Genomic DNA, 20991 nt, shown 5'->3' with positions numbered 1-20991 from the left:
CCGGGGGGCGACGCGCACCAGAAGGGAAGGACGCCATGCCGTACATCACCGTGGGCCAGGAGAACTCCACCGACATCGATCTCTACTACGAGGACCACGGCAGCGGGCAGCCCGTGGTCCTCATCCACGGCTATCCGCTCGACGGGCACTCGTGGGAGAAGCAGACCGCCGCGCTGCTGGACGCCGGCTACCGCGTGATCACCTATGACCGCCGCGGCTTCGGCCAGTCCGCCCAGCCGACCACCGGCTACGACTACGACACCTTCGCCGCCGATCTGCGCACCGTGCTGGAGACGCTCGACCTGACGAACGTGGTCCTCGTCGGCTTCTCGATGGGCACCGGCGAGGTCGCCCGCTACCTCGGCACCCACGGCTCCCAGCGGATCGCGAAGGCCGCGTTCCTCGCCTCCCTGCAGCCGTACCTGCTCGCGACGGACGACAACCCGGCGGGCGCCGCCCCCATCGAGTTCTTCCAGGGGATCGCCGACACCGTCAGGGCCGACCGGTACGCCTACTACACCGCGTTCTACCGGGACTTCTACAACCTGGAGGAGAACCTGGGCACCCGCATCAGCGAGGAGGCCCTGCGCAACAGCCGGCACGTCGCGGCCAGAGGCGGCTTCCACGCCGCCGCCGCGGCGCCGCTGACCTGGCCCACCGACTTCCGCGCCGACATCGCCGCCATCGACGTGCCCGCGCTGATCCTGCACGGCACGGCCGACAACATCCTGCCCGTCGACGCGACCGGCCGGCCGTTCCACAAGGCCCTCCCGGCCGCCGAGTACGTCGAGCTCGACGGCGCCCCGCACGGCCTGCTGTGGACCCACGCCGAGGAGGTGAACAGCGCGCTGCTCGCCTTCCTGGCGAAATGACGCGCCCCGCCGCGCCCCGCCGCGCCCCGCCGCACCCCGCCCCGCGCCTCAGCGCACCAGCGCGGCCCGCTCGCGGGCGGCGCGCACCGCGGCGGAGAGGCCGCCGATGTCGTAGGCGCCGTGGTGCCGGCGCCCGTTGATGAAGAACGTCGGCGTCCCCGACACGCCGCTGCGGTCCGCCGACTCCACGTGCTCGGCGACCCGGCCGCCGCCCCCGTGCTCCCGCAGCGTCCGGTGGAAGCGGTCGGTGTCCAGGCCGATATCGGCCGCGTAGCGCAGCAGATCGGTGGCGCGCAGGGCGCCCTGATGGTCGAGCAGCAGGTCGTGCATCGCCCAGAAGCCGCCCTGCTCGGCCGCCGCCTCGGCGGCCTCGGCGGCGAGCTGGGCGTTGGGGTGGACGTCGTTGAGCGGCAGGTGCCGCCATACGTAGCGGACGTCCCCGAAGTCGGCCAGCAGCTCCCTGACCACGGGCTCGGCCTGACCGCAGTACGGGCATTCGAAGTCCCCGTACTCGACCACCGTCACCGGCGCGTCCAGGGAGCCGCGCACGTGGTCGCGGTCCGGGTCGACGGGGACGGCCAGGTCCACGACGCTCTCGGCCGTGCCGAACAGGGCCCGCGTCCGCGAGTGCCGGGGCAGGAGCCCGATCACCGCCGAGACCGCCCAGGTGGCGGCGAACGAGCAGACCATGGCGGAGAGGATGCCGATCTTCGCCTCCGCCAGCCGGTCGCCCTCGAAGGCGAGGGTGGCGATCAGCAGGGAGACGGTGAAGCCGACGCCCGCGATGGTGCCCCCGGCGACGGTGGCGCCCCAGCCGACCGGCGGGCGCAGCCGGCCGCCGCTGAGCCGCGTGGTGAGCCAGGCGGTGCCGACGATGCCGAGGGGCTTGCCCAGCAGGAAGCCGAAGAGGATGCCCAGGGTGACCGGCGAGCCGAACGCCCGCGACAGCTCGCTTCCGCTGACGGTGATGCCCGTGTTGGCGAGGGCGAACAGCGGGACGATCACATAGCTGCTCCAGGGGTGGTACAGCCCCAGGAGCCGCGCGTTCGGGGAGATGGCGGTGGCGAGGCCGAGCCGCAGGGACCGTTCCAGCTCGGGCGTCGGCTGCTCGCGGAACAGCCGGAACAGGCCGCTGGCCCGCTCCAGATCGGTGCGCGCGGCCGGGTAGGCGTAGGTCAGCAGGCCCATGGCGAGGCCGATGACGACCGGGTCCACGCCCGATTCCAGCAGCGCCGCCCAGGCCGCCACCGCGAGCACCGCGTACACCGCGCCGCGCCGCACGCCCACGGCGCGCACGAGCAGGATCGCGCCGAAGAGGCCGAGGGCGGCGAGGAGCGCCGACGGCTCGATCCGCTCGCTGTAGGCGACGGCGATGACGCCGAGCGCCACGAAGTCGTCCACGACGGCGACGGTGAGGATGAAGACGCGCAGCCCGCCCGGCAGGCGGGAGCCGAAGACGGCGAGCATGCCGAGCGCGAACGCCGTGTCGGTGGACATGGCGGCGCCCCAGCCGCCCGCGGCGCCGTCGTCGGCGTTGAGGGCGAGGTAGATCGCGACGGGTACCAGCATGCCGCTGATCCCGGCGAGCAGCGGCAGGGTGAAACGCCGGCGTTCACGCAGGTCGCCCGTGTCGAACTCGCGGCGCGCCTCCAGGCCGACGACGAAGAAGAAGAGCGTCATCAGGCCGCTGTTCACCCATTCGCGCAGCTCCAGCGACACGCCGTGGGAGCCGAGCCGGATGGACAGGTGAGTGCGCCAGAACGACTCGTAGCCGTCCGGGCCGAGGTTGGCCCAGACGAGCGCGGCGAGCGCGGCGGCCAGCAGGACGGCGGCGCTGCCGGTCTCGGTGCGCAGGAAGTCGCGCAGCGGGGTGCGCATCTCGCCGCCGCACGAGGTCTGGCCGATCGGCCGGGGCGTGGGTGCGGGGTGGTTCATCCCGCCATTCTCCCGCCCCCGGCGGGTGGCGGGCCGAGCTACGGCGGTCCGTGCCGGCGGTCGGCCAGGACATCGTCATGGCCGATGATGAGGCGCGGCGGGCAGGCCAGGCCGAGGCGGGCCAGCCCGGTGTCGTCGTAACGGCGTTCGACGGCGAGCCAGCACGGATACATCGCGAAGGTCCGGCGCGTGGCCTGCTCGGCGGCGGTGCCGGGCCGGCCCGGCGCCCGGCGGAGCGTGAACGGCGGTGCGCTTCCCCGCGTAACGGGCGCGGACGCCGGGTCGTCGAGGTCGGGGACGCGGTAGGTCAGCCGGCCCGCCGCGGCCTCCTCGCCGGCGGCCGGACAGCCGTCGGCGCCCAGGGCGGGTTGGGCGGGGACCAGGTGCCGGCGGCGTCGATCCCGGCCGGGACGACGACCCACCCGCCGCCCGCGAGGTGCACGGTGAACGGCTGCTCGGCGCGCCCGGCGTCCACCACCAGATCGCGGACGTGGGCGTCGCGCAGCCCACGGTCAGCCACCACCCGAAGAAACCGCGCGAGGCCGGGCCACTGACCTCGCAGCGGCGCGGCACCTGGGGGCTGTACTACCGGGTCGCGCCCTCCGTCGTCGCCGCGATGTCCGCGATGCTCGACCGGCGCGGCGCCGGAGCGCCGAAGACCAGGGCGACGAGGGCGAGTCCCGCGACACCGCCCGCCAGTTGCGCGCCGACGAAGCCGGGCAGGGAGGCGGGCGCTATCCCCGCGAACGTGTCGGTGAAGGCGCGTCCAGCGGTGACGGCCGGGTTCGCGAAGGAGGTCGAGGAGGTGAACCAGTAGGCCGCGCCGATATAGGACGCCACCGCGGGCGGGGCGAACGCGAGACGGCCGGTGCGGGCCAGGCCGAAGATCAGCAGCACCAGCCCGGCGGTCGCCACCAGCTCGCCCAGCAGCAGGTGCCCGGCGGAACGCTCGTGCGTGGACCACTCGACGGCCGGCAGGTCGAACATGGCGTTCGCCAGCACCGCGCCGACGATCGCCCCCGCCGTCTGGGCGGGTAGGTAGAACGCGGCTTCGCGGGCGGTGACGCCGGGGCCGCCGCGACGGGCGGTCCACCACTCGGCGAGGGTGACGACCGGGTTGAAGTGCGCGCCGGAGACCGGTCCGAGCAGGACGATGAGCACGCCGAGGCCGAAGACCGTGGCCAGGGAGTTGGCCAGCAGCTGGACGCCGACGTCCTCGGTCAGCTCGGTGGCCTGGATGCCCGAGCCGACGACCACCGCCACCAGGGCGGCGGTGCCGACGAGTTCGGCGGCGGCCCGGCGCGCCGGCGGGACGCGCGGCGGGGTGGCACCGGGCGCGGACACCGGCCCGGCCGACTCAGCGGACTCAGGGGCGGGCGCGGTCGGAAGCTCGGCAGCGGTCAACTTTGCACTCCTGGGCGATGGACGGACGGTCGACGGACGGTCAGGGGCAGGCGCGCTTGCGCTCGGCGTTCGCGCGGGCGGTGGCGGCCAGCTCGGCGAGCCGGCCCGTGAGGACGTCGAGCGCCTCGGGCCTGAGGCGGTAGTAGGTGAACCGGCCGCAGGGTTCGGTCTCCACCACCCCGGCCTCCCGCAGCACGCGCAGGTGGTTGGAGAGGTTGGTCTGCCGGGCACCGGTCTCGGCCACCAGGTGTGTGGTGCACAGCGTCTCCCGGGCCAGCAGGGCCACGATCCTCAGCCGCAGCGGATCGGCCAGCGCCCGGATCACATCAGTATCGACTGAAGTCAGCATGAGCTGATACTTTCACACCGGCCGGAGCCCTTGCCGGCCCGGCCCCCGCCCACCATCACCCACGACCGCCCGCTACCGCCGAAGACCGAAGGATGACCCACATGTCCGCGACCCCCGCCGCGTCCGTCCTCTTCGTCTGCGTCCACAACGCCGGTCGCTCCCAGATGGCCGCCGGCTTCCTCGGCCACCTCGCGGGCGACCGCGTCGAGGTGCGCTCGGCCGGCTCCCTGCCCGCCGACCGGATCAACCCGGCCGCCGTCGAGGCCATGCGAGAGGTCGGCGTCGACATCACCGCCGAGCACCCCAAGGTGCTCACCACCGAGGCCGTTCAGGCGTCCGACTACGTCATCACCATGGGCTGCGGCGACGCCTGCCCCGTCTTCCCCGGAAAGACCTACCGCGACTGGCTGCTGGACGACCCGGCCGGCCAGGGCGTCGAGGCCGTGCGGCCCATCCGCGACGAGATCGAGAAGCGCGTCCGCGAGCTGATCGCCGAGATCGACGCCCGCGCCGCCGGCTGACCGGCCGGGCGCCCGCGCGGGCTACCAGTGCGCCGGGCGGGTGAGGGTCCCGGGCAGCTTTGTCGCGCCATCGCCCCGGGCCGCGTCAAGCTGGGACTGGGTGAGGAAGAGGACACCTGTGAGGTCGGCGCCGCGCAGATCGGCGTCGCGGAGATCCGCGCCGGTCACGTCGGCGGTACGCAGGTCGGCCTTCCGCAGGTCGGCCGCGACGAGTCGGGCGCCGCGCAGGTTCGCGCCGCGCAGGTTCGCGCCGGCGAGGCGGGCACCGATCAGGTCGGCTCCCCGGTGGTTCCGTCTGCGGCCCGGGACCTTCTCCCGGACCAGCTCGCTGGCGCGCGACAGCAGGGCGTTGACGTCCTGCCGCACCGCCGCCACGTCCACGGCGGCGAGCGCTTCGGCGTCCGCGCGGGTGAGGCGGTCGGTGGCGCGCAGCGCGCGGCGGAGATCGCCGTGCAGGGGGCGGGCGCCGGGCAGGGCGAGGGCTTCGGTGAGGTACCGGAGCAGCTCGTGGAGTCCGCGCATCACGGGGAAGACCTCGAACATCCGGCGTGCCGCCTTCGGGTCCCGCCGCCAGTCCCGGCCGCCGAAGGTGAGCCGGGAAACCTTCTGGCCCGCGCCGAAGCAGTCGAAGACGGTGCAGCCGGCGAAGCCCTCGCCGCGCAGGCGCGGGTGGATGCCGCAGCGGAAGTCGTCGGCGCGCAGGTTCCCGCACGGCTGCCCGGCGGCCTTGTCGACGGCGAAATCGGCCGAGGCGGCGAAGGGCAGCGCGACGCAGCAGAGCGCGAAGCAGTTCGCGCAGTCGGCACGGAGATCGGCGGGTTCGGGGAGGGCGTGGGGCGTCACAAGCGCCATTCTGCCCCGGCCGGGTGAGTGCGCGACGTCATGCTCAGCCGAAGTCGCACAGCGGCACAGGGGGTCCGTCAGCCCATGACGGCTTCGGCATGGGCTGACGTATCCGCTCATCGACCCGAGTGCCCGGGGCCGGGGTGGTGCCCGGGGCCGGATCCGAACCGCGTTCAGCGCGCTTCGGGGGCGCCGGTTCCGGCCGTTGACGCACCCGGGCGGGTCGCCTCGGCGTCGCCGGCTCGTCTGGCGCGCTCCCTGGCGGGAGTCGGGCGTCGCCCGCCTTCGGCCGCGTGGCGCCGCCGGCGGGCGCGGGGTCCAGGGGCTGGTCGGCACGTGGGGTTGGCGCGGCGGGCATCTGGGCGCGCACGCACGGAGCTCGCAGCGGCGCACCGTGGCGACGACGCGGGGCTGCCCGGATACCTGGTCGCCGAGCCAGCGGGCACAGTGCACGCAGTCGGCGCCGGCCCACTGGCGGGCGGTCAGCTGCTGGGCCAGGTCGCGCCCGGCCAGTTCGGGCGGCAGCGACTCGGGCCGTATCAGTGGGCAGATGTGGAGTGCGCCATCCAGGTAGTGCTGGCGGCAGTCGGCGCAGGTGATGAGCAGACGCGCGGCAGAGCGCTCCGGCTCAGGCATAGGTGCCTCCGAGCGGGGTCTGTTCCAGCGCGCGCCGCAGGCGGTCCGGGGAGGTGAGGCCGGTCGGGCCGGTCGGCACCAGCCACCGGGTGCCGGGCCCGCCGCACCACGTCGCGGGCGGGACCCGGATGACCGTGCCGGGACGCGGCACCATCACGCCGAGCGTGGCCTGGTCCCACATGTCGGCCGCGCCGAGCCGGATGAGCCAGGTGTAGATGGGCTCGGCGTCCTGGTGGAGGAGCACGGCGCCGGAGGTGGAGCCGAGCCAGGTGAGGACGTGCCGCGCCCGGTAGGCGGGCACCCGCACCGCTTCCCACCAACGGCCGGACGGCAGCCTCCGCACCCCCTGCTCGACGGTCGGCATCCAGTGGGGGTACGGAGCGGCAAGAGCGCGGATCACACAGCCGAAACTACGGCCGGTGATCAACGCCTTACAGACATGAAGCGTGGCTGTTCGTTCCCGTGCGGAGCGGGCGGACTACGCTTCGTAACCCTTAAGTCACCTCGAAGAACCGCGCCAACTGCCGCTGCTGCGGGCTCAGCCGACGCCGCTTGCTCGACCCTAGTGCTGTCTGGAAGGCGTCCGCCGCCATCCGCTGGTGCCGCAACCACTCCGGCGTCTCATCCAGCAGCCCGGCCAGAATCGCGGTTGCCTCATCCGGTTGCCGCAGCATCGCGTGGGCCTGCGCCACGTCCAGAAGATGCCGCCGCATGAACGTCCGCGACGCCTTCGGCATCCTCGCCGACAGGGCCAGCACCCGGCGCGGGCGCTCGGCGACGAGCTGGTTCTCGATTCCCTGGAACGCGACCGTCCGCCAGTCGAACCGGCCCCAGGACGACATCTCCAGGGCCCCGCTGCCGCCGAGCGCCGCACCTGCCGTCCTCGCCAGCCGCAGATACTCCCGAGCCTCGCGCGGCCGGTTGTTCCTGGCCGCCGCGGCTGAGGCGTGAACCAGGAGCTTCCCCCACACGCCGAGAGTCGCTGGCGACGCCCGGGAGATACGCGGCTCGATCTCCTCGGCCGTCATGGCACTGATTTGCTCGGCCTCGTCCAGCCGCCCCTGGCGCATCAGCAGCCAGCCTTGCTGGTAAACCGCACCCGCCACGACCGCGCGGTCCCCGACCGTGTCAGCGTCGCGGACCGCGTCTCTGAGCGCGACATGCGCCAGGTCGTAGGCGCGGACCTGGGTGAGGTAGCGGCCAGCCATCTGAAGTACGTTCGCGCGCAGTCGGACCGCGCGGTCGTGTTCGCGGTCGCCACTGAAGTGGGCGGCAGCGACGTGGGAGGAGCGGACCAGCGACGGCAGTAGCTCAGCGACCTCGTCGTAGTCGTCGCGGTGGTAGGCGCGGGCGACATCGGTCGCGACGCGCTGGAGCTGGTCGAGGTCGGGTTCGTCGGCGGCGATGGTGTCCAGGCGACCGGCGAACGTGGCGGGGGGCGCGATGGCCTGCCGGAGCGGCATCAGTGTCAGGTTGTCGTCGTTGGTCCGGCGCCGCTGGTGGGGGCCGCCAGATTCGAAGAGGGCGGACGTGCGGACCTTCAGGGCGCGGGCCAGCGCGTGGTAGGTCTCGATCCGCGCCGAGCCGCCGCGCTCGATCTTCTTCACGACGCCGAGGCTCAGGCCGGCACGTTCGGCCAGCACTTCCTGGGTCATGCCGCGGGCGCGGCGGAACTCTCGCAGGCGGTCACCGGGGAGGGGAGAGTCATGCATGGAAGTGCCCCGTCCTATGCGCGACTTGCTAGTCACTCGCCAGCATAGGACGGGGCTTTCTTCTGTGTGCTCGCGTCGTCCGGCTGTTCATGGGCGGGCCAGATCTTCCCGCCGAGCAGCCGAGGGGATTCTCACCCCTCAGCCCTCGCAGATCCGTACGTGACGATCTCTCGTCATGCGGCTCTTGAGACCCCTGCTGAGCGCGAGCTCGCTGGGCCGGCGGCGAAGGTCTCCATTGAGGTGCAGGACGACGGGCGGGTGAAGCTGAACGTCGACAAACTCGGTGGCTCGGCGAGCCGAAGTCCCTGACCTGGCTGCGCAAGAGGGTCGAGCGGATGCTGCCGAAGTCGACCTGCCGGACTGCTGTTCGAGGTGAACGCCTGGACCGGCTTCCTCGACGCCTTCAATCCACCTCGGGGACGGCACCACCCGGATGAAGGACCTGTCCACCTCGGTGGTCGCGCTGCTGGTCGTCCGAGGCGTGCAACATCGGCCTGACCCCGGTGGTGAACCCCGGCTACGACGTCCTGACTCGAGCGCCGGTACGCGGACGAGGGACAGGCCGGCCTTGCCGACCGGCCCAGCCGACCGCGCACCGTCCCGCGCCGCACTCCCGCGGCGGTCGAGGCCCGGGTGGTCGAGCTGCGCACGGCACGCAAGCTCGGGCCGGCCCGCATCGGCCCCATCCTGGGCCTGCCCGCCTCCACCGTCCTCCGCGTCCTCGTCCGGCACGGGCCTGAACCGCCTGGCCTGGCTGGACCGTCCCACCGGTCAGGTGATCCGCCGCTACGAGCGCGACCGGCACCTGTGCCTCCACGACCACGTGATCATCCGTGGGTGGTGCGTTGATCACTTGAGCTCGCCAGCGTTTGAAGACAGGCGGGTTGCCTCCGGGATCCCCTCGAAGCGATTACTTGGCTAGCCACGCAATCGATGTTACTTTTATGTGGCTGGCCACGGAACGGTCGGCGCGGCATTCCACTTGAGGAGACCACCGTGATGAAGGCCATCGTTTTTGACGCGTTCGGCGGTACCGAGGTTCTGCACGAGGCGGAGATCGACATTCCTCAGCCCGGCTCCGGCCAGGTCCGTGTGCGTGTACAGGCTGTTGGCGTCAACCCGGTGGACGGCAAGATCCGCTCCGGTGTCATGGAGGCCATCTTCCCCACCACGCTGCCCGCCGTCCCCGGCGGGGAGATCGCCGGTGTGGTCGACGCCGTCGGCGAGGGCGTCGACCACTTGAAGGTGGGGGACGAGGTCCTGGGCTGGTCCGACACCGGCTCCTACGCCCAGTACGCCCTGGCACCCGCGGCCGTCCTCGCGCCCAAGCCGACCGGCCTGGACTGGACACACGCCGCTGCCCTTCCGGTGGCGAGCGACGGTGCCGAACGCGTGCTGGACCTGCTCGGCGTCACCTCGGGTGAGACGCTGCTGATCCACGGAGCGTCCGGCGCGCTCGGCACCATCGCCGTCCAGCTCGCCGTCGCACGCGGCGCCCGCGTTATCGGCACGGCCGGAGCCGCCAACCAGGAGTACGTCACCGCGCTCGGCGCGACCGCGCTGGTCTACGGGGACAACCTGGTCCAGCGGGTCCGCGAGCTCGCCCCCGAAGGGGTGGACGCTGTCTTCGACGCCGCGGGCAAGGGCGCACTGGAGGACTCCATCATCCTGCGCGGCGGCACCGATCGGATCGTCACCACCGCCGATTTCCGCGCCCGCGAACTCGGCGTCGTCTTCGCGGAGGGCCCGCAGCGCCGCTCCGCCGCGCGGCTGGCCGAACTGGCCCGGCAGGCCGCCGACGGCACACTGGTGACCACGCTCAGCGCCACCTACCCGCTGGCAGAAGCCGCCAAGGCGCAGCAGGCCAGCGATGCCGGCCACAACCGCGGCAAGATCGTCCTCACCGTCAACTAACCGATCACCCCCAAACTCTTGTGGTCAGGGAGCGACAATGTCCGACACCACCGCGTCGGAGCTGCCGAACGCGGCGCGCGACGGGCGATTGAGCTATGCCATCTTCCAACTCGCCCGCGCGCGGAGCCAGGGCGCCCCGAGGGCAACCCTCGCTCCGCGCGGGGCGACAAGAACCCTCTGCGGACGCCTCGACGCCGTATGAGTGGCGCATCACCGCGGCGGTCGAGGAACGCACGTGTACGCACGTTCGCGCACCGTGGACCCGCCAGCGCCACACGGGCGCAGACCCCGCCGTTCCGGCCGGTGCACAAGAACTGCCCGCAGAGCAGCCGCGCCGCAGCCGGCCCTTCTTCCAGGCCGCCACGCCGGGTTCGCCCCGCGACCGCACAGGCCCGTGCGGAGTCGTGATCACGTGGCCGGGAAAGGATTGGACGGGGTGACGCTGGGGCTTGTAGCTTGCGGCTGACCGTGACACCGCCCGAGGAGGTGAGACCCATGAACGCTGTATCGATGTGGGTGCTCCCGCTTCCCGTCACGGTCGGGCGATTGACGTAGGTGTCGCCGGGAGCGCCTCGCCAACAAGGCACTCCCGAAAGGCAACACCTATGCACTCTCGGCAGTTCACCGCCGAGCCGTCGTCGAACGATGCGGTCGAGCGCGACTTCACCGTGGGCGACGTCCCCGGAGTTCCCTGCTCGCCGGCCTCCGGCGCCGATCGCGCGCCCCTCATGTTCGACGTGATCATTGCCGGGTGCGGGCCGACTGGCGCGATGCTGGCCGCCGAGCTGCGGCTGCACGATGTGCGGGTCCTCGTTCTGGAGAAGGAAACCGAGCCCGTGTCGTTCGTCCGCATAGTCGGTCTGCATATTCGCAGTATCGAGCTGATGGCAATGCGCGGACTGCTGGATCGCGTTCTCCAGCATGGAAGACAGCGTCCGGCCGGCGGTTTCTTCGCCGCCATCCCCAAACCCGCGCCCAAGGGCCTGGATTCCGCGTACGCCTATCTGCTGGGTATCCCGCAGCCGGTCATCGAACATCTTCTTGAAGAACATGCGATCGAACTGGGTGCGCAGGTCCGACGCGGTTGCGCGGTCGCCGGTTTCGAGCAGGACGACGAGGGTGTGACCGTCGAGCTGGCCGACGGGGAACAGCTGCGTTCGCGCTATCTCGTCGGCTGTGACGGCGGGCGCAGCACGGTGCGCAAGCTGCTCGGTGTCGGCTTCCCGGGCGAGCCCTCACGGACCGAGACGCTGATGGGCGAGATGGAAGTGGGCGTGCCGCAGGAGGAGATCGCCGCCAAGGTGACCGAAATCCGCGAGACCCATCAGCGATTCTGGCTCCGGCCCTTCGGCGAAGGGGTCTACAGCGTCGTAGTCCCCGCCGCGGGAGTCAGCGACCGCGCGGAACCGCCCACCCTCAAGGATTTCAAACAACAGCTGCGCGCCATCGCCGGAACCGATTTCGGCGTGCACTCCCCGCGCTGGTTGTCCCGCTTCGGCGATGCCACCCGGCTGGCCGAACGTTATCGGGTCGGGCGGGTGCTGCTGGCCGGCGATGCGGCACACATCCATCCACCCACCGGCGGACAGGGCCTCAACCTGGGCGTTCAGGACGCATTCAACCTCGGCTGGAAACTGGCCGCCCAGATCCGCGGCTGGGCGCCGGAAACACTGCTGGACACCTACCAGGCCGAACGTCATCCGGTCGCCGCGGACGTGCTGGACAACACCCGCGCCCAGATGGAACTGCACTCCACCGAACCGGGCCCGCAGGCCGTGCGCAGGCTGCTCACCGAACTGATGGACTTCGACGAGGTGAACCGCTATCTGATCGAGAAGATCACCGCGATCGGCATCCGCTACGACTTCGGCGAAGGCCCCGACCTGCTCGGCCGCCGCCTGCGCGACATCGACGTGAAACAGGGCCACCTCTACGGTCTGCTGCATCGCGGCCGCGGCCTGCTGCTGGACCGCACCGAACGCCTGACCGTCGGGGGCTGGCCAGACCGGGTCGATTACCTCGCGGATCCCACTGCGGTACTGGATGTTCCGTGCGTCCTGCTACGCCCCGACGGCCACGTCGCGTGGATCGGCGACGATCAGCAGGACCTGGACGACCACCTCTCCCGCTGGTTCGGCAAGCCCGCCAACTGATGTCGCCTGAGCAACCGAAAAGGCCCGTGAGGAGGATCGAACGGCCAGTAGCGACTGACGAGCGGAAGGCTGGAGGCAGCATCAGCCGTGGTGCTCTCTGGCGCCAGGGTCGGCCTGCGAGGAGGGTGAGCCTCCGAGTGACGACCGGAGGACGGCGGAAGAGCACCGCGGAGTGGATCGGCGCAGGCGGCCGTGCGTTCGTCTCACGACAGACGATTCGCGAAATCGCCGCTGGTGTCAGCGTCTCGGTCGGCGTCGTGCACAAGACACTCAGCTCTCAGGCGCGGGAACTCCGCGCAGGGCGCGCGTAGGGCTGAGAGCAGAGGTCAGGGCTCCGGTCGCGTGCCGGTGGGCGGGCGTGGGGGCGGAGTCGACCGGGCCGGCGCGGCGTCGGGTGCGGCCCTCGACGCGGCTACGCCCGGCCGTGTCTCGATCCGTCGTGGGACACCGGCCGGGGCTGTGGGCGGGTGTCGGGGTGCGGGCGGTCGGGGTGGGTGGGGGTGAGGCTGTCGACCAGGCGGAGGATTTCCATCGGGAGCGGGAAGATCAGGGTCGAGTTCCGCTCGCTGGCGATCTCGGTCATCGTGGACAGGATCCGCAGGTGCATCGAGGCCGGGTGCCGTTCGAGGCGTTCGGCGGCGTCCGACAGGGTTTCGGCGGCCTCGAACTCGCCCTTGGCGTGGATGACCTTGGCCCGCCGGTCGCGTTCGGCCTCGGCCTGGCGGGCCATGGCGCGGCGCATCGTCTCGGGCAGTTCGACGTCCTTGATCTCGACCAGGGTGACCTTGACGCCCCACGGGTTGGTCACGTCGTCGATGATCCGCTGAAGCCGCTGGTTGATCTCGTCCCGGTTGATCAGCAGCTCATCCAGGTCCACTTGACCGAGGATGCTGCGCAGCGTGGTCTGGGCGATCTGGGAGGTGCCCTTGATGTGGTTCTCGATGGCGACCACCGAGCGGTTGGGGTCGACCACGTTGAAATAGGTCACGGCGTTGACGCGGACCGTCACGTTGTCCTTGGTGATGACGTCCTGCGGCGGGATGTCCATGGTGACCGTCCGCAGGGAGACGCGGACCATGCGGTCGACCATCGGGATGATGAGGAACAGTCCCGGGCCTCTGGCGCCGATGATCCGGCCGAGGCGGAAGACCACGCCTCGTTCGTACTCGGGGACGACCTTGACGGCCATCAGGGTGAGCAGCAGCAGGACGGCCGCGACGACGATCGCGGTGATGAGCAGTGCTTTCACGGGGGTTCCTCCTCGGCGGCGCGACGGTCCGTTCGTGGGCCGGCGTCCTCGACAACCAGATCAAGCCCCTCCTGGCCCACCACGCGGACGCGCTGCCCCTCCCTGACGGGGGCGTCCCTGCCGCGCACGGTCCACCACGCCCCCTCCAGCAGCACCTGACCGGCGCCGTTCCCGGTGCGGCGCACCACGGCCTCGCGGCCGAGCAGCGCCTCCCGGCCGGTGGTGGGCCGGGCCAGGAAGGCCCGCCGGGCGAGGCGGACGGCCAGCAGCGATCCGGCGACGGCCGCCGCCAGGGCGAGGGCGACGAGCCCGGCGAGCGCGATGCCCGTGAGCACGTCCACCGCCCCGGTGGCGAGCGCCGCCCCGGGTGGCGCGAACAGCCGGACGGCCGGGGTCCGGCCCGGCCCGAGGGGCGCGACCAGCCCCCATATGTCCGGAATACTGCCCATACGCCTCATGGTGCCGGAGGTCGCCGCGCGCGGCGCTTCGGGGCCGCCGTCAGCGTGCGACCCGCTCGCCGGCCCGCCAGATGTCGCGGACCAGGGGGACGCCGGGGCGGTAGGCGAGGTGGACGTGGCTGGGCGCGTCGAGCAGCACCAGGTCGGCGCGGGCGCCCGGGACCAGTCGGCCGATGTCTGTGCGGCGCAGGGCGCGGGCGCCGCCCGCGGTGGCCGCGTGCACCGCCTCGTCGGGGGTGAACCCCATCTCGCGGACCGCGACCGCGACGCAGAACGGCATGGAGCTGGTGAACGACGACCCCGGGTTGCAGTCGGTGGACAGCGCGACGGGGACGCCCGCGTCGAGGAGGCGGCGGGCGTCGGGGTAGCGGGCGCGGGTGGAGAACTCGGCTCCCGGCAGCAGGGTCGCGACGGTCGCGCCACCCGCGTCGGCCAGCGCGTCCACGTCGGCGTCGGTGAGGTGGGTGCAGTGGTCGGCGGAGGCGGCGCCGAGCTCGACGGCGAGCCGGACGCCGGGGCCGTGGGTGAGCTGGTTGGCGTGGACGCGGGGCGTCAGGCCGCGCGCGGCGCCGGCCGTGAGGACGGCCCGCGCCTGGTCCTCGTCGAACGCCCCGCGCTCGACGAAGACGTCGACCCACCGGGCGTGGGGGGCGCAGGCGTCCAGCATGGGTCCGGTGACGAGGGCGACGTAGCCGGCCGGATCACCGGCGTACTCGGGGGCCACGATGTGGGCGCCGAGGAACGTCGTCTCGTCCGTGTGGGCGGCGGCGATCGCCAGGGCGCGGGCCTCGTCGCGCACGGTCAGGCCGTAGCCGGACTTGGTCTCGATGGTGGTCGTCCCCTGGAGCAGGGCCTCGCGCACATGGCGGGCGACCGTGGCGTGGAGGTCGGCGTCGGAGGCGGCCCGGGTGGCGGCGACGGTGGTGCGGATGCCGCCCGCGCGGTAGGGACGGCCCGACATGCGGGCGTTGAACTCGTCGGTCCGGTCGCCCGCGAAGACCAGGTGGGAGTGGGAGTCCACGAAACCGGGAACGGCCGCCCGTCCGGCGGCGTCGACGCGGATGTCGGCGGCGGGCGCCGCGCGGGTGGCCCCGACCCAGACGACGCGGCCGGCGTCCATGACGACGGCGGCGTCCTCGATGACGCCGAGCGGTCCACCGGAGCCCCGGCCGGGGTCGTTGGTGACGAGGCGCCCGATGTTCACGACAACCGTCGCGCCGGCCCCGGCCCCGGCGGCCCGCTCCGGCCCGGTCACGGGGTGGCTCCCCCGGCCCTGGGCGGGCGCACCGGACCGAGGGCACCGACGACGATCCGGGGTGCCCGGGCGGCGGCGGGCGTTCCGCCGGCCCCGGCGGCCCGCTCCGGCCGGGTCATCCGGTGCCCCCGGCCCCGTGGGCGGACCCCGTCCGACCGAAGCCGCCGACGGCGGACCGGCGCCGGCGGAGAGGAGGCCGCTCCGCGTGGTCGTGGCGGCAGCGGAGCCGGCGCGGGCGGCCACCGCGTCGCCGTCCCGGCGGCGGGGATGTGGGTGTCAGCGCGGACCCCGGGCGGGCTCACCGGCATGCGAGGGCCTCCAGGGTGTCGGTGAGGGCGGTGACCCCGGCCAGGCAGTCGTCCTCGCGTGCCGATTCGGCGGGTGAGTGGGACACGCCCGTGGGGTTGCGCACGAACAGCATGGCGGCGGGCACGGCGGCCGAGAGTACGCCCGCGTCGTGGCCGGCGCCGGTGGGCAGGACGGGGGCGCCGCCGAGGAGCCCGGCGACCCGGTCCCGCAGACCGCCGTGGAACTCGGTGACGGGGGTGAACGACTCGCGGGTGACGCGGACGTCGACGCCGTCGCGCGCGCCGCGTTCGGCCGCCGTCCGCTCGATCTCCGCGACGACGGCACGCAGGGTGGCCTCGTCGGGGGCGCGGGAGTCGAGCCAGCCCCGGACCAGGGAGGCGATGGCGTTGACGCCGCCCGGCTCGACGGCGACCTTGCCGAACGTGGCCAGCGCCCCGGCGAGCCGTGCGCGTTTGCGCGCGGCGAGCACCGTGTGGGCGTAGGTGAGCATCGGGTCGCGGCGGTCCTCCAGGCCGGTGGTGCCCGCGTGGTTGGCCTCGCCGTGGAAGTCGAACCGCCAGCGGCCATGCGGCCAGATGGCGGAGGCGACGCCGACCGGGTGGCCCGACAGGTCGAGCCGACGGCCCTGTTCGATGTGCAGCTCGACGAACACGCCGACGCGGCCGAGCCGTTCGGGGTCGGGGCCGAGGGCCTCCGGGTCGTGCCCGGCGCGCTCCATGGCGCGCGCGAGGGAGATCCCGTCCGCGTCGCGCAGCTCCCGGGCCCGCTCCGGGGCGAGTTGACCAGTCGTCAGGCGGGACCCGGCGCAGGCGACGCCGAAGCGGGCGCCCTCCTCGTCCGCGAAGTTGACCACGGCGAGGGGGCGGCGCGGCCGGGCGGCGCGGGCCCGCAACCCGTCCAGGGCGGCGAACGCCGAGACGACGCCGAGCGGCCCGTCGAAGGCGCCGCCGTCCGGGACGGAGTCGAGGTGGGAGCCGGTGACCACGGCGTCCCCGGCGGCCGGATCGCCCAGCCACGCCCACTGGTTGCCGTTGCGGTCCACCTCGTACGCCAGCCCGCGCGCCCCGGCCGCCGCGCGGAACCAGGCGCGGCAGTCGGCGTCGGCGCCGGTCCAGGCGAACCGCCGGTACCCGCCGGAGCCGAAGTCGCGTCCGACCGGCAGCAGTTCGCGCCACATCTCCGTGAACGCCCCGGCGCTCGCCGTCACGCCTCCTCCCGCATGGGGACGCGGACGCCGCGCTCCGCCGCGATGTCCTCGGCCCGGTCGTAGCCCGCGTCGACGTGGCGGATCACGCCCATGCCCGGGTCGTTGGTGAGCACCCGGCGGATCTTCTCGGCGGCCAGTGGCGTGCCGTCCGCGACCGTCACCTGCCCGGCGTGCAGGGAGCGGCCGATGCCGACGCCACCGCCGTGGTGGACGGAGACCCAGGACGCGCCGGAGGCCACGTTCACCATCGCGTTCAGCAGCGGCCAGTCCGCGATCGCGTCCGAGCCGTCCCGCATGCCCTCGGTCTCCCGGTAGGGCGAGGCGACCGAGCCGCAGTCCAGGTGGTCGCGGCCGATGACGACCGGCGCCTTGAGCGTGCCGTCCGCCACCATCTCGTTGAACCGCTCCCCGGCCCGGTCCCGTTCGCCGTAGCCCAGCCAGCAGATCCGGGCGGGGAGGCCCTGGAAGCGGACCCGCTCGCCGGCGAGACGGATCCAGCGGGCGAGCGGCTCGTTGTCCGGGAAGAGGTCGAGGACGGCGCGGTCCGTGGCGGCGATGTCGGCCGGGTCGCCGGACAGGGCGGCCCAGCGGAAGGGGCCCTTGCCCTCGCAGAACAGCGGCCTGATGTAGGCGGGTACGAAGCCGGGGAACGCGAACGCCCGCTCGTAGCCCGCGAGTCGGGCCTCGCCCCGGATGGAGTTGCCGTAGTCGAAGACTTCCGCGCCCGCGTCCTGGAAGCCGACCATCGCCTCGACGTGCCGGGCCATCGACTCCCGCGCCCGGCGGGTGAAGTCGGCCGGCTTCTCGCGGGCGAGGGCGGCCATGTCGGCGAAGTCGACGCCGAGCGGCAGGTAGGCCAGCGGGTCGTGGGCGGAGGTCTGGTCGGTGACGACGTCGATCGGCGCGCCCAGGGCCAGCAGGCGGGGCACGGCGTCCGCCGCGTTGCCCAGCAGGCCGACGGACAGCGGCCGGCGGGCGTCACGGGCCTCGCCGGTCAGCCGCAGCGCGTGCTCCAGCGTGTCGGCGCGGATGTCCAGGTAGCCGTGGGCGATACGCCGTTCGATCGCGCGGGGGTCGCAGTCGACGCACAGCGCGACGCCGCCGTTCATCGTGACGGCGAGCGGCTGGGCGCCGCCCATCCCGCCGAGTCCGGCGGTGAGCGTGACGGTCCCGGCGAGCGAGCCGCCGAAGCGCTTGGCCGCCACCGCCGCGAACGTCTCATAAGTGCCCTGGAGGATGCCCTGAGTGCCGATGTAGATCCACGAACCGGCCGTCATCTGCCCGTACATGGTGAGACCGAGAGCCTCCAGCCGCCGGAACTCCTCCCAGGTCGCCCACTCCCCCACCAGGTGGGAGTTGGCGATCAGCACCCGGGGCGCCCACTCGTGCGTGGTCATCACGCCGACCGGCCGTCCCGACTGCACGAGCATGGTCTCGTCGGCCCTGAGATCCCGGAGCGTGCGGACCATGGCGTCGAACGACGCCCAGTCGCGGGCGGCCTTCCCAGAGCCGCCGTAGACCACCAGCTCGTCGGGGTGCTCGGCGACCTCCGGGTCGAGGTTGTTGTGCAGCATCCGCAGCGCGGCCTCCTGGGGCCAGCCGCGGGCGGTGAGGTCCGGGCCGCGGGCGGCACGGACGGGGCGGGCACCGTGCATGGGTGGGGTCCTGTCCTGTCGGTGGGGATCGGGGGGAATCGGTGGGACGCGCGTTCAGCGGAGCGGGCCGGTGACCGACTCGGCGGCGGCGAGGGCCTCGCCGGACGCCGTGTAGACCACGGCGGCCTCGATCTCGGGCGCGAGATAACGGTCGGGTCCCGGGCCGGGAACCCGCCGCCGCAGCCCGGCGCGGACGGCGGCGGTGGCCGGTGCCGCCGCCAGGGGCGCGCGCAGGTCCAGGCCCCGGGCGGCGGTGAGCAGCTCGATCGCCACCACGCGGGTGAGCCCGTCGACGGCGCGGCGCAGCTTGCGCGCGGCCGACCAGCCCATGGACACGTGGTCCTCCTGGAGGGCGCTGGAGGGGATGGAGTCGACCGATGCCGGGACCGCGAGCCGCTTCAGCTCGGCGACGATGGCGGCCTGGGTGTACTGGGCGATCATGTGGCCCGAGTCCACGCCGGGGTCGTCGGCGAGGAAGGCGCTCAGCCCGTGGTTGCGCGCCACGTCGAGGAACCGGTCGGTGCGGCGCTCGGCGATCGAGGCGACGTCGGCGGTGGAGATGGCGAGGAAGTCCAGGACGTGGGCGAGGGGGGCGCCGTGGAAGTTCCCGTTGCTCTCGACCCGGCCGTCCGGGGTGACCACCGGGTTGTCGATGGCGGCGGCCAGCTCGCGAGAGGCCACCAGCTCGGCGTGCGCGAGGGTGTCGCGGGCCGCGCCGTGCACCTGAGGGGCACAGCGCAGCGAGTAGGCGTCCTGGACGCGGGTGCACGCGGGGCCGCGGTGGCTGGCCATGATGCCCGAACCGGCCAGCAGCGCACGGAGGTTGGCCGCGCTGTCGGCCTGGCCCGGATGCGGCCGGAGCGCCTGGAGGTCGGCGGCGAACACGGCGTCGGTGCCGAGCAGCGCCTCCACGCTCATCGCTGCGGCGATGTCGGCGCAGCGCAGCAGGAGCCGCAGGTCGTGGCAGGCCAGCAACAGCATGCCGAGCATGCCGTCGGTGCCGTTGATCAGGGCCAGCCCCTCCTTCTCCCGCAGGACGAGCGGCTCGATCCCCGCGTCGGCGAGGGCTTCCCCGGCCGGGCGCGGGACGCCTCCGGCGTCGCGGACCTCGCCCTCGCCCATGGCCGCGAGCGCGCAGTGCGCGAGCGGCGCCAGGTCGCCGGAGCAGCCCAGGGAGCCGTACTCGCGCACCACGGGGGTGAGGCCGGCGTTGAGCAGCGCCGCGTAGGTGCGGGCGGTCACCGGCCGGACGCCGGTGCGGCCGGTGGCCAGCGTCGACAGGCGCAGCAGCATCAGCGCGCGGACGACTTCGCGTTCGACCTCGGGGCCGGAGCCGGCGGCGTGGGACCGGATCAGGCCGCGCTGCAGCCGGGCGCGCGACTCGGCCGGGATGTGCCGGGTGGCGAGGGCGCCGAATCCGGTGGAGACGCCGTAGTGGGGCCGGGCGTCGGCGGCGAGGGCCCCGATCACCTCGCGGCTGCGGGCGAGTTCGTCCCGCGCCGCGGCGGAGAGCGTGACGCGGGCTCCGTGCCGGGCGACGGCGACCACCTCGGCGGGGGTGAGCGGTCCGGGTCCGACGACAACTTCGTTCATGGCTCCATGAAGCCCCAGGCGGCGGGCGGGATCCAGCACCCGGCGGCGTTTTCCGTCTGGGATCCCAGACATGCGGCGGGTTACGCTCACCGGGTGGCGACCGTTCCGGCCGCGGCCCAGGTGCTGGCCGTGCTCCGATATCTCGCGCGGCAGGCCGCCCCGGTGCCGGCCGCCGCGATCAGCCGTGACATGGGGCTGCCCCGCTCCACGACGTACCACCTGCTGGACACGCTGATCGGCGCGGGCTTCGTGGTGCACCTGCCCGAGGAGCGCCGGTACGGCCTGGGCGTCAGCGCCTTCGAGCTGGGCTCCGGCTACACCCGGCAGGCGCCGTTCGAACGGCTGGCCCGCGCGCCGCTGGCGGCGCTGGTGGACCGCACCGGGCACAACGCGCACCTGGCCGTGCCGCACGGGCGCGAGGTGCTGTACATCATCGAGGAACGGGCCCCGGGCCGCGCGCCGCTGGTCACCGAGGCCGGCGTCCGGCTGCCCGCGCACCTGACCGCCAGCGGTCGCGCCGTGCTGGCGCTGCTGCCCGGGGCCCAGGTGCGGGCGCTGTTCCCGGACGCGTCGGCGTTCGTGCGGCGCACCGAGGCGGGGCCACGGTCCATGACGGCGCTGCGGCACGATCTGGTCGGGGTGCGGCGGCGCGGCTACGCGGTGGAGAGCGGCGAGGTCACGGCGGGCTTCTCCTCGGTCGCCGCGGCGGTGACCGACCACACGGGACGCCCGGTGGCGGGGGTGGCCGTCACCTTCGCGGACGGCGACGCGGACGCGGCGGGACGGGAACGGATCGCCGGGCAGGTGATCGCGACCGCGCGGGAGCTGACGCTGCGCGTCGCCGGGCGCCCGGCCGCGCCCCGCACCCGCGCGCCCTGACCGGCGGGCGGCCGGCGGCGAGCGAGCGGTCGGCGGGCGGGAGGCGG

At 73.5% G+C, this 20991-nt stretch carries 18 protein-coding genes, 1 tRNA gene and 3 pseudogenes; 8 read left to right on the top strand and 14 right to left on the bottom strand.

The window, feature by feature from the left end; translation table 11 throughout:
- Window positions 1-35 precede the first annotated feature (35 nt).
- Entirely contained in the window at window positions 36-872 is an 837-nt protein-coding gene (locus OIE51_RS25930) for an alpha/beta fold hydrolase (RefSeq protein ID WP_326600285.1), read from the top strand.
- Between the two features lie 48 nt (window positions 873-920).
- Here OIE51_RS25930 and nhaA read toward each other — a convergent pair whose 3' ends face one another.
- A complete protein-coding gene (gene nhaA, locus OIE51_RS25925; RefSeq protein ID WP_326600284.1) occupies window positions 921-2807 on the bottom strand; it encodes a Na+/H+ antiporter NhaA in 1887 nt (628 codons plus the stop codon).
- A gap of 38 nt (window positions 2808-2845) precedes the next feature.
- Window positions 2846-3229, bottom strand: a complete 384-nt coding sequence (locus OIE51_RS27060; protein ID WP_442812020.1) for a hypothetical protein — start codon at window positions 3227-3229, stop codon at window positions 2846-2848.
- A 59-nt stretch (window positions 3230-3288) separates the two neighbouring features.
- On the opposite strand from OIE51_RS27060, the pseudogene OIE51_RS25915 reads away from it, so the two are divergent.
- A pseudogene (locus OIE51_RS25915) lies at window positions 3289-3447 on the top strand (transcriptional regulator); the annotation flags it as partial.
- On the opposite strand, the gene OIE51_RS25910 reads toward OIE51_RS25915, so the two are convergent.
- Together OIE51_RS25910 and OIE51_RS25905 are read right to left on the bottom strand one after the other, a co-directional pair.
- On the bottom strand, window positions 3393-4211 hold the full coding sequence (locus tag OIE51_RS25910; RefSeq protein ID WP_442812019.1) for an aquaporin: 819 nt from the start codon (window positions 4209-4211) through the stop codon (window positions 3393-3395). The pseudogene OIE51_RS25915 and the gene OIE51_RS25910 sit on opposite strands and share 55 nt — an antisense overlap.
- A 40-nt stretch (window positions 4212-4251) precedes the next feature.
- Complete coding sequence (locus OIE51_RS25905; protein WP_326600283.1) at window positions 4252-4560, bottom strand: ArsR/SmtB family transcription factor; 309 nt, start codon at window positions 4558-4560, stop codon at window positions 4252-4254.
- A 101-nt stretch (window positions 4561-4661) separates the two neighbouring features.
- Here OIE51_RS25905 and OIE51_RS25900 point away from each other — a divergent pair, with 101 nt between their 5' ends.
- A complete protein-coding gene (locus OIE51_RS25900) occupies window positions 4662-5081 on the top strand; it encodes an arsenate reductase ArsC (protein WP_326600282.1) in 420 nt (139 codons plus the stop codon).
- A 21-nt stretch (window positions 5082-5102) separates the two neighbouring features.
- Here OIE51_RS25900 and OIE51_RS25895 read toward each other — a convergent pair whose 3' ends face one another.
- The 4 genes from OIE51_RS25895 to OIE51_RS25880 all read right to left on the bottom strand — a co-directional run bounded on the left by OIE51_RS25895 (window position 5103) and on the right by OIE51_RS25880 (window position 8272).
- Window positions 5103-5933, bottom strand: a complete 831-nt coding sequence (locus tag OIE51_RS25895; protein WP_326600281.1) for a pentapeptide repeat-containing protein — start codon at window positions 5931-5933, stop codon at window positions 5103-5105.
- 135 nt (window positions 5934-6068) lie between these two features.
- Window positions 6069-6144, bottom strand: a tRNA-Ser gene (locus tag OIE51_RS25890).
- A 408-nt stretch (window positions 6145-6552) separates the two neighbouring features.
- Window positions 6553-6924: a hypothetical protein gene (locus OIE51_RS25885; protein WP_326600280.1), complete on the bottom strand. Its 372-nt coding sequence runs from the start codon at window positions 6922-6924 to the stop codon at window positions 6553-6555.
- Window positions 6925-7054: 130 nt separating this feature from the next.
- Window positions 7055-8272 (bottom strand): helix-turn-helix domain-containing protein, encoded by a 1218-nt coding sequence (locus OIE51_RS25880; RefSeq protein WP_326600279.1) that lies wholly within the window; start codon window positions 8270-8272, stop codon window positions 7055-7057.
- 195 nt (window positions 8273-8467) lie between these two features.
- On the opposite strand from OIE51_RS25880, the pseudogene OIE51_RS27055 reads away from it, so the two are divergent.
- From OIE51_RS27055 to rox, 4 genes and pseudogenes are all read left to right on the top strand, one after another.
- Window positions 8468-8811, top strand: a pseudogene (locus tag OIE51_RS27055) (Tn3 family transposase); the annotation flags it as partial.
- Window positions 8810-9068: pseudogene (locus tag OIE51_RS25875) on the top strand (helix-turn-helix domain-containing protein); the annotation flags it as partial. The pseudogenes OIE51_RS27055 and OIE51_RS25875, both read left to right, overlap by 2 nt.
- A 203-nt stretch (window positions 9069-9271) precedes the next feature.
- Window positions 9272-10186 carry an NADP-dependent oxidoreductase gene (locus OIE51_RS25870; protein WP_326600808.1) on the top strand — a complete coding sequence of 305 codons (915 nt, stop codon included), beginning with the start codon at window positions 9272-9274 and terminating at the stop codon, window positions 10184-10186.
- 605 nt (window positions 10187-10791) lie between these two features.
- Entirely contained in the window at window positions 10792-12339 is a 1548-nt protein-coding gene (gene rox, locus OIE51_RS25865; protein WP_326600278.1) for a rifampin monooxygenase, read from the top strand.
- 412 nt (window positions 12340-12751) lie between these two features.
- On the opposite strand, the gene OIE51_RS25860 is transcribed toward rox, so the two are convergent.
- The 6 genes from OIE51_RS25860 to hutH all read right to left on the bottom strand — a co-directional run bounded on the left by OIE51_RS25860 (window position 12752) and on the right by hutH (window position 20065).
- The gene (locus OIE51_RS25860; RefSeq protein WP_326600277.1) at window positions 12752-13588 is read right to left on the bottom strand and encodes a slipin family protein; all 837 of its coding nucleotides are present in this window, start codon (window positions 13586-13588) and stop codon (window positions 12752-12754) included.
- Complete coding sequence (locus OIE51_RS25855; protein ID WP_326600276.1) at window positions 13585-14037, bottom strand: NfeD family protein; 453 nt, start codon at window positions 14035-14037, stop codon at window positions 13585-13587. Before OIE51_RS25855 ends, OIE51_RS25860 begins: the two co-directional genes overlap by 4 nt.
- A gap of 49 nt (window positions 14038-14086) precedes the next feature.
- A complete protein-coding gene (gene hutI / locus OIE51_RS25850; protein WP_326600275.1) occupies window positions 14087-15301 on the bottom strand; it encodes an imidazolonepropionase in 1215 nt (404 codons plus the stop codon).
- 298 nt (window positions 15302-15599) lie between these two features.
- Window positions 15600-16787: an allantoate amidohydrolase gene (locus tag OIE51_RS25845; RefSeq protein WP_326600807.1), complete on the bottom strand. Its 1188-nt coding sequence runs from the start codon at window positions 16785-16787 to the stop codon at window positions 15600-15602.
- 26 nt (window positions 16788-16813) lie between these two features.
- Window positions 16814-18472 (bottom strand): urocanate hydratase, encoded by a 1659-nt coding sequence (gene hutU, locus OIE51_RS25840; protein WP_326600274.1) that lies wholly within the window; start codon window positions 18470-18472, stop codon window positions 16814-16816.
- 54 nt (window positions 18473-18526) lie between these two features.
- Window positions 18527-20065, bottom strand: a complete 1539-nt coding sequence (gene hutH / locus OIE51_RS25835; RefSeq protein ID WP_326600273.1) for a histidine ammonia-lyase — start codon at window positions 20063-20065, stop codon at window positions 18527-18529.
- A 93-nt stretch (window positions 20066-20158) separates the two neighbouring features.
- Here hutH and OIE51_RS25830 point away from each other — a divergent pair, with 93 nt between their 5' ends.
- On the top strand, window positions 20159-20944 hold the full coding sequence (locus OIE51_RS25830; RefSeq protein ID WP_326600272.1) for an IclR family transcriptional regulator: 786 nt from the start codon (window positions 20159-20161) through the stop codon (window positions 20942-20944).
- Window positions 20945-20991 lie beyond the last annotated feature (47 nt).

The organism is Streptomyces sp. NBC_01803, from assembly GCF_035917415.1.
Classification (GTDB): domain Bacteria; phylum Actinomycetota; class Actinomycetes; order Streptomycetales; family Streptomycetaceae; genus Streptomyces.
This window is presented reverse-complemented; position numbering and strand designations above follow the sequence as displayed.

Excerpts from the sequence above, each read along its gene's own strand:
- OIE51_RS25870 (WP_326600808.1), top strand. The coding sequence starts at position 9,272 with ATGAAGGCCATCGTTTTTGACGCGTTCGGCGGTACCGAGGTTCTGCAC.
- OIE51_RS25855 (WP_326600276.1), bottom strand. The coding sequence starts at position 14,037 with ATGGGCAGTATTCCGGACATATGGGGGCTGGTCGCGCCCCTCGGGCCG.
- hutH (WP_326600273.1), bottom strand. The coding sequence starts at position 20,065 with ATGAACGAAGTTGTCGTCGGACCCGGACCGCTCACCCCCGCCGAGGTG.
- OIE51_RS25905 (WP_326600283.1), bottom strand. The coding sequence starts at position 4,560 with ATGCTGACTTCAGTCGATACTGATGTGATCCGGGCGCTGGCCGATCCG.
- hutU (WP_326600274.1), bottom strand. The coding sequence starts at position 18,472 with ATGCACGGTGCCCGCCCCGTCCGTGCCGCCCGCGGCCCGGACCTCACC.
- OIE51_RS25900 (WP_326600282.1), top strand. The coding sequence starts at position 4,662 with ATGTCCGCGACCCCCGCCGCGTCCGTCCTCTTCGTCTGCGTCCACAAC.
- OIE51_RS25930 (WP_326600285.1), top strand. The coding sequence starts at position 36 with ATGCCGTACATCACCGTGGGCCAGGAGAACTCCACCGACATCGATCTC.
- OIE51_RS25885 (WP_326600280.1), bottom strand. The coding sequence starts at position 6,924 with ATGCCGACCGTCGAGCAGGGGGTGCGGAGGCTGCCGTCCGGCCGTTGG.
- OIE51_RS25895 (WP_326600281.1), bottom strand. The coding sequence starts at position 5,933 with ATGGCGCTTGTGACGCCCCACGCCCTCCCCGAACCCGCCGATCTCCGT.
- nhaA (WP_326600284.1), bottom strand. The coding sequence starts at position 2,807 with ATGAACCACCCCGCACCCACGCCCCGGCCGATCGGCCAGACCTCGTGC.
- rox (WP_326600278.1), top strand. The coding sequence starts at position 10,792 with ATGCACTCTCGGCAGTTCACCGCCGAGCCGTCGTCGAACGATGCGGTC.
- OIE51_RS25845 (WP_326600807.1), bottom strand. The coding sequence starts at position 16,787 with ATGTGGCGCGAACTGCTGCCGGTCGGACGCGACTTCGGCTCCGGCGGG.
- OIE51_RS25880 (WP_326600279.1), bottom strand. The coding sequence starts at position 8,272 with ATGCATGACTCTCCCCTCCCCGGTGACCGCCTGCGAGAGTTCCGCCGC.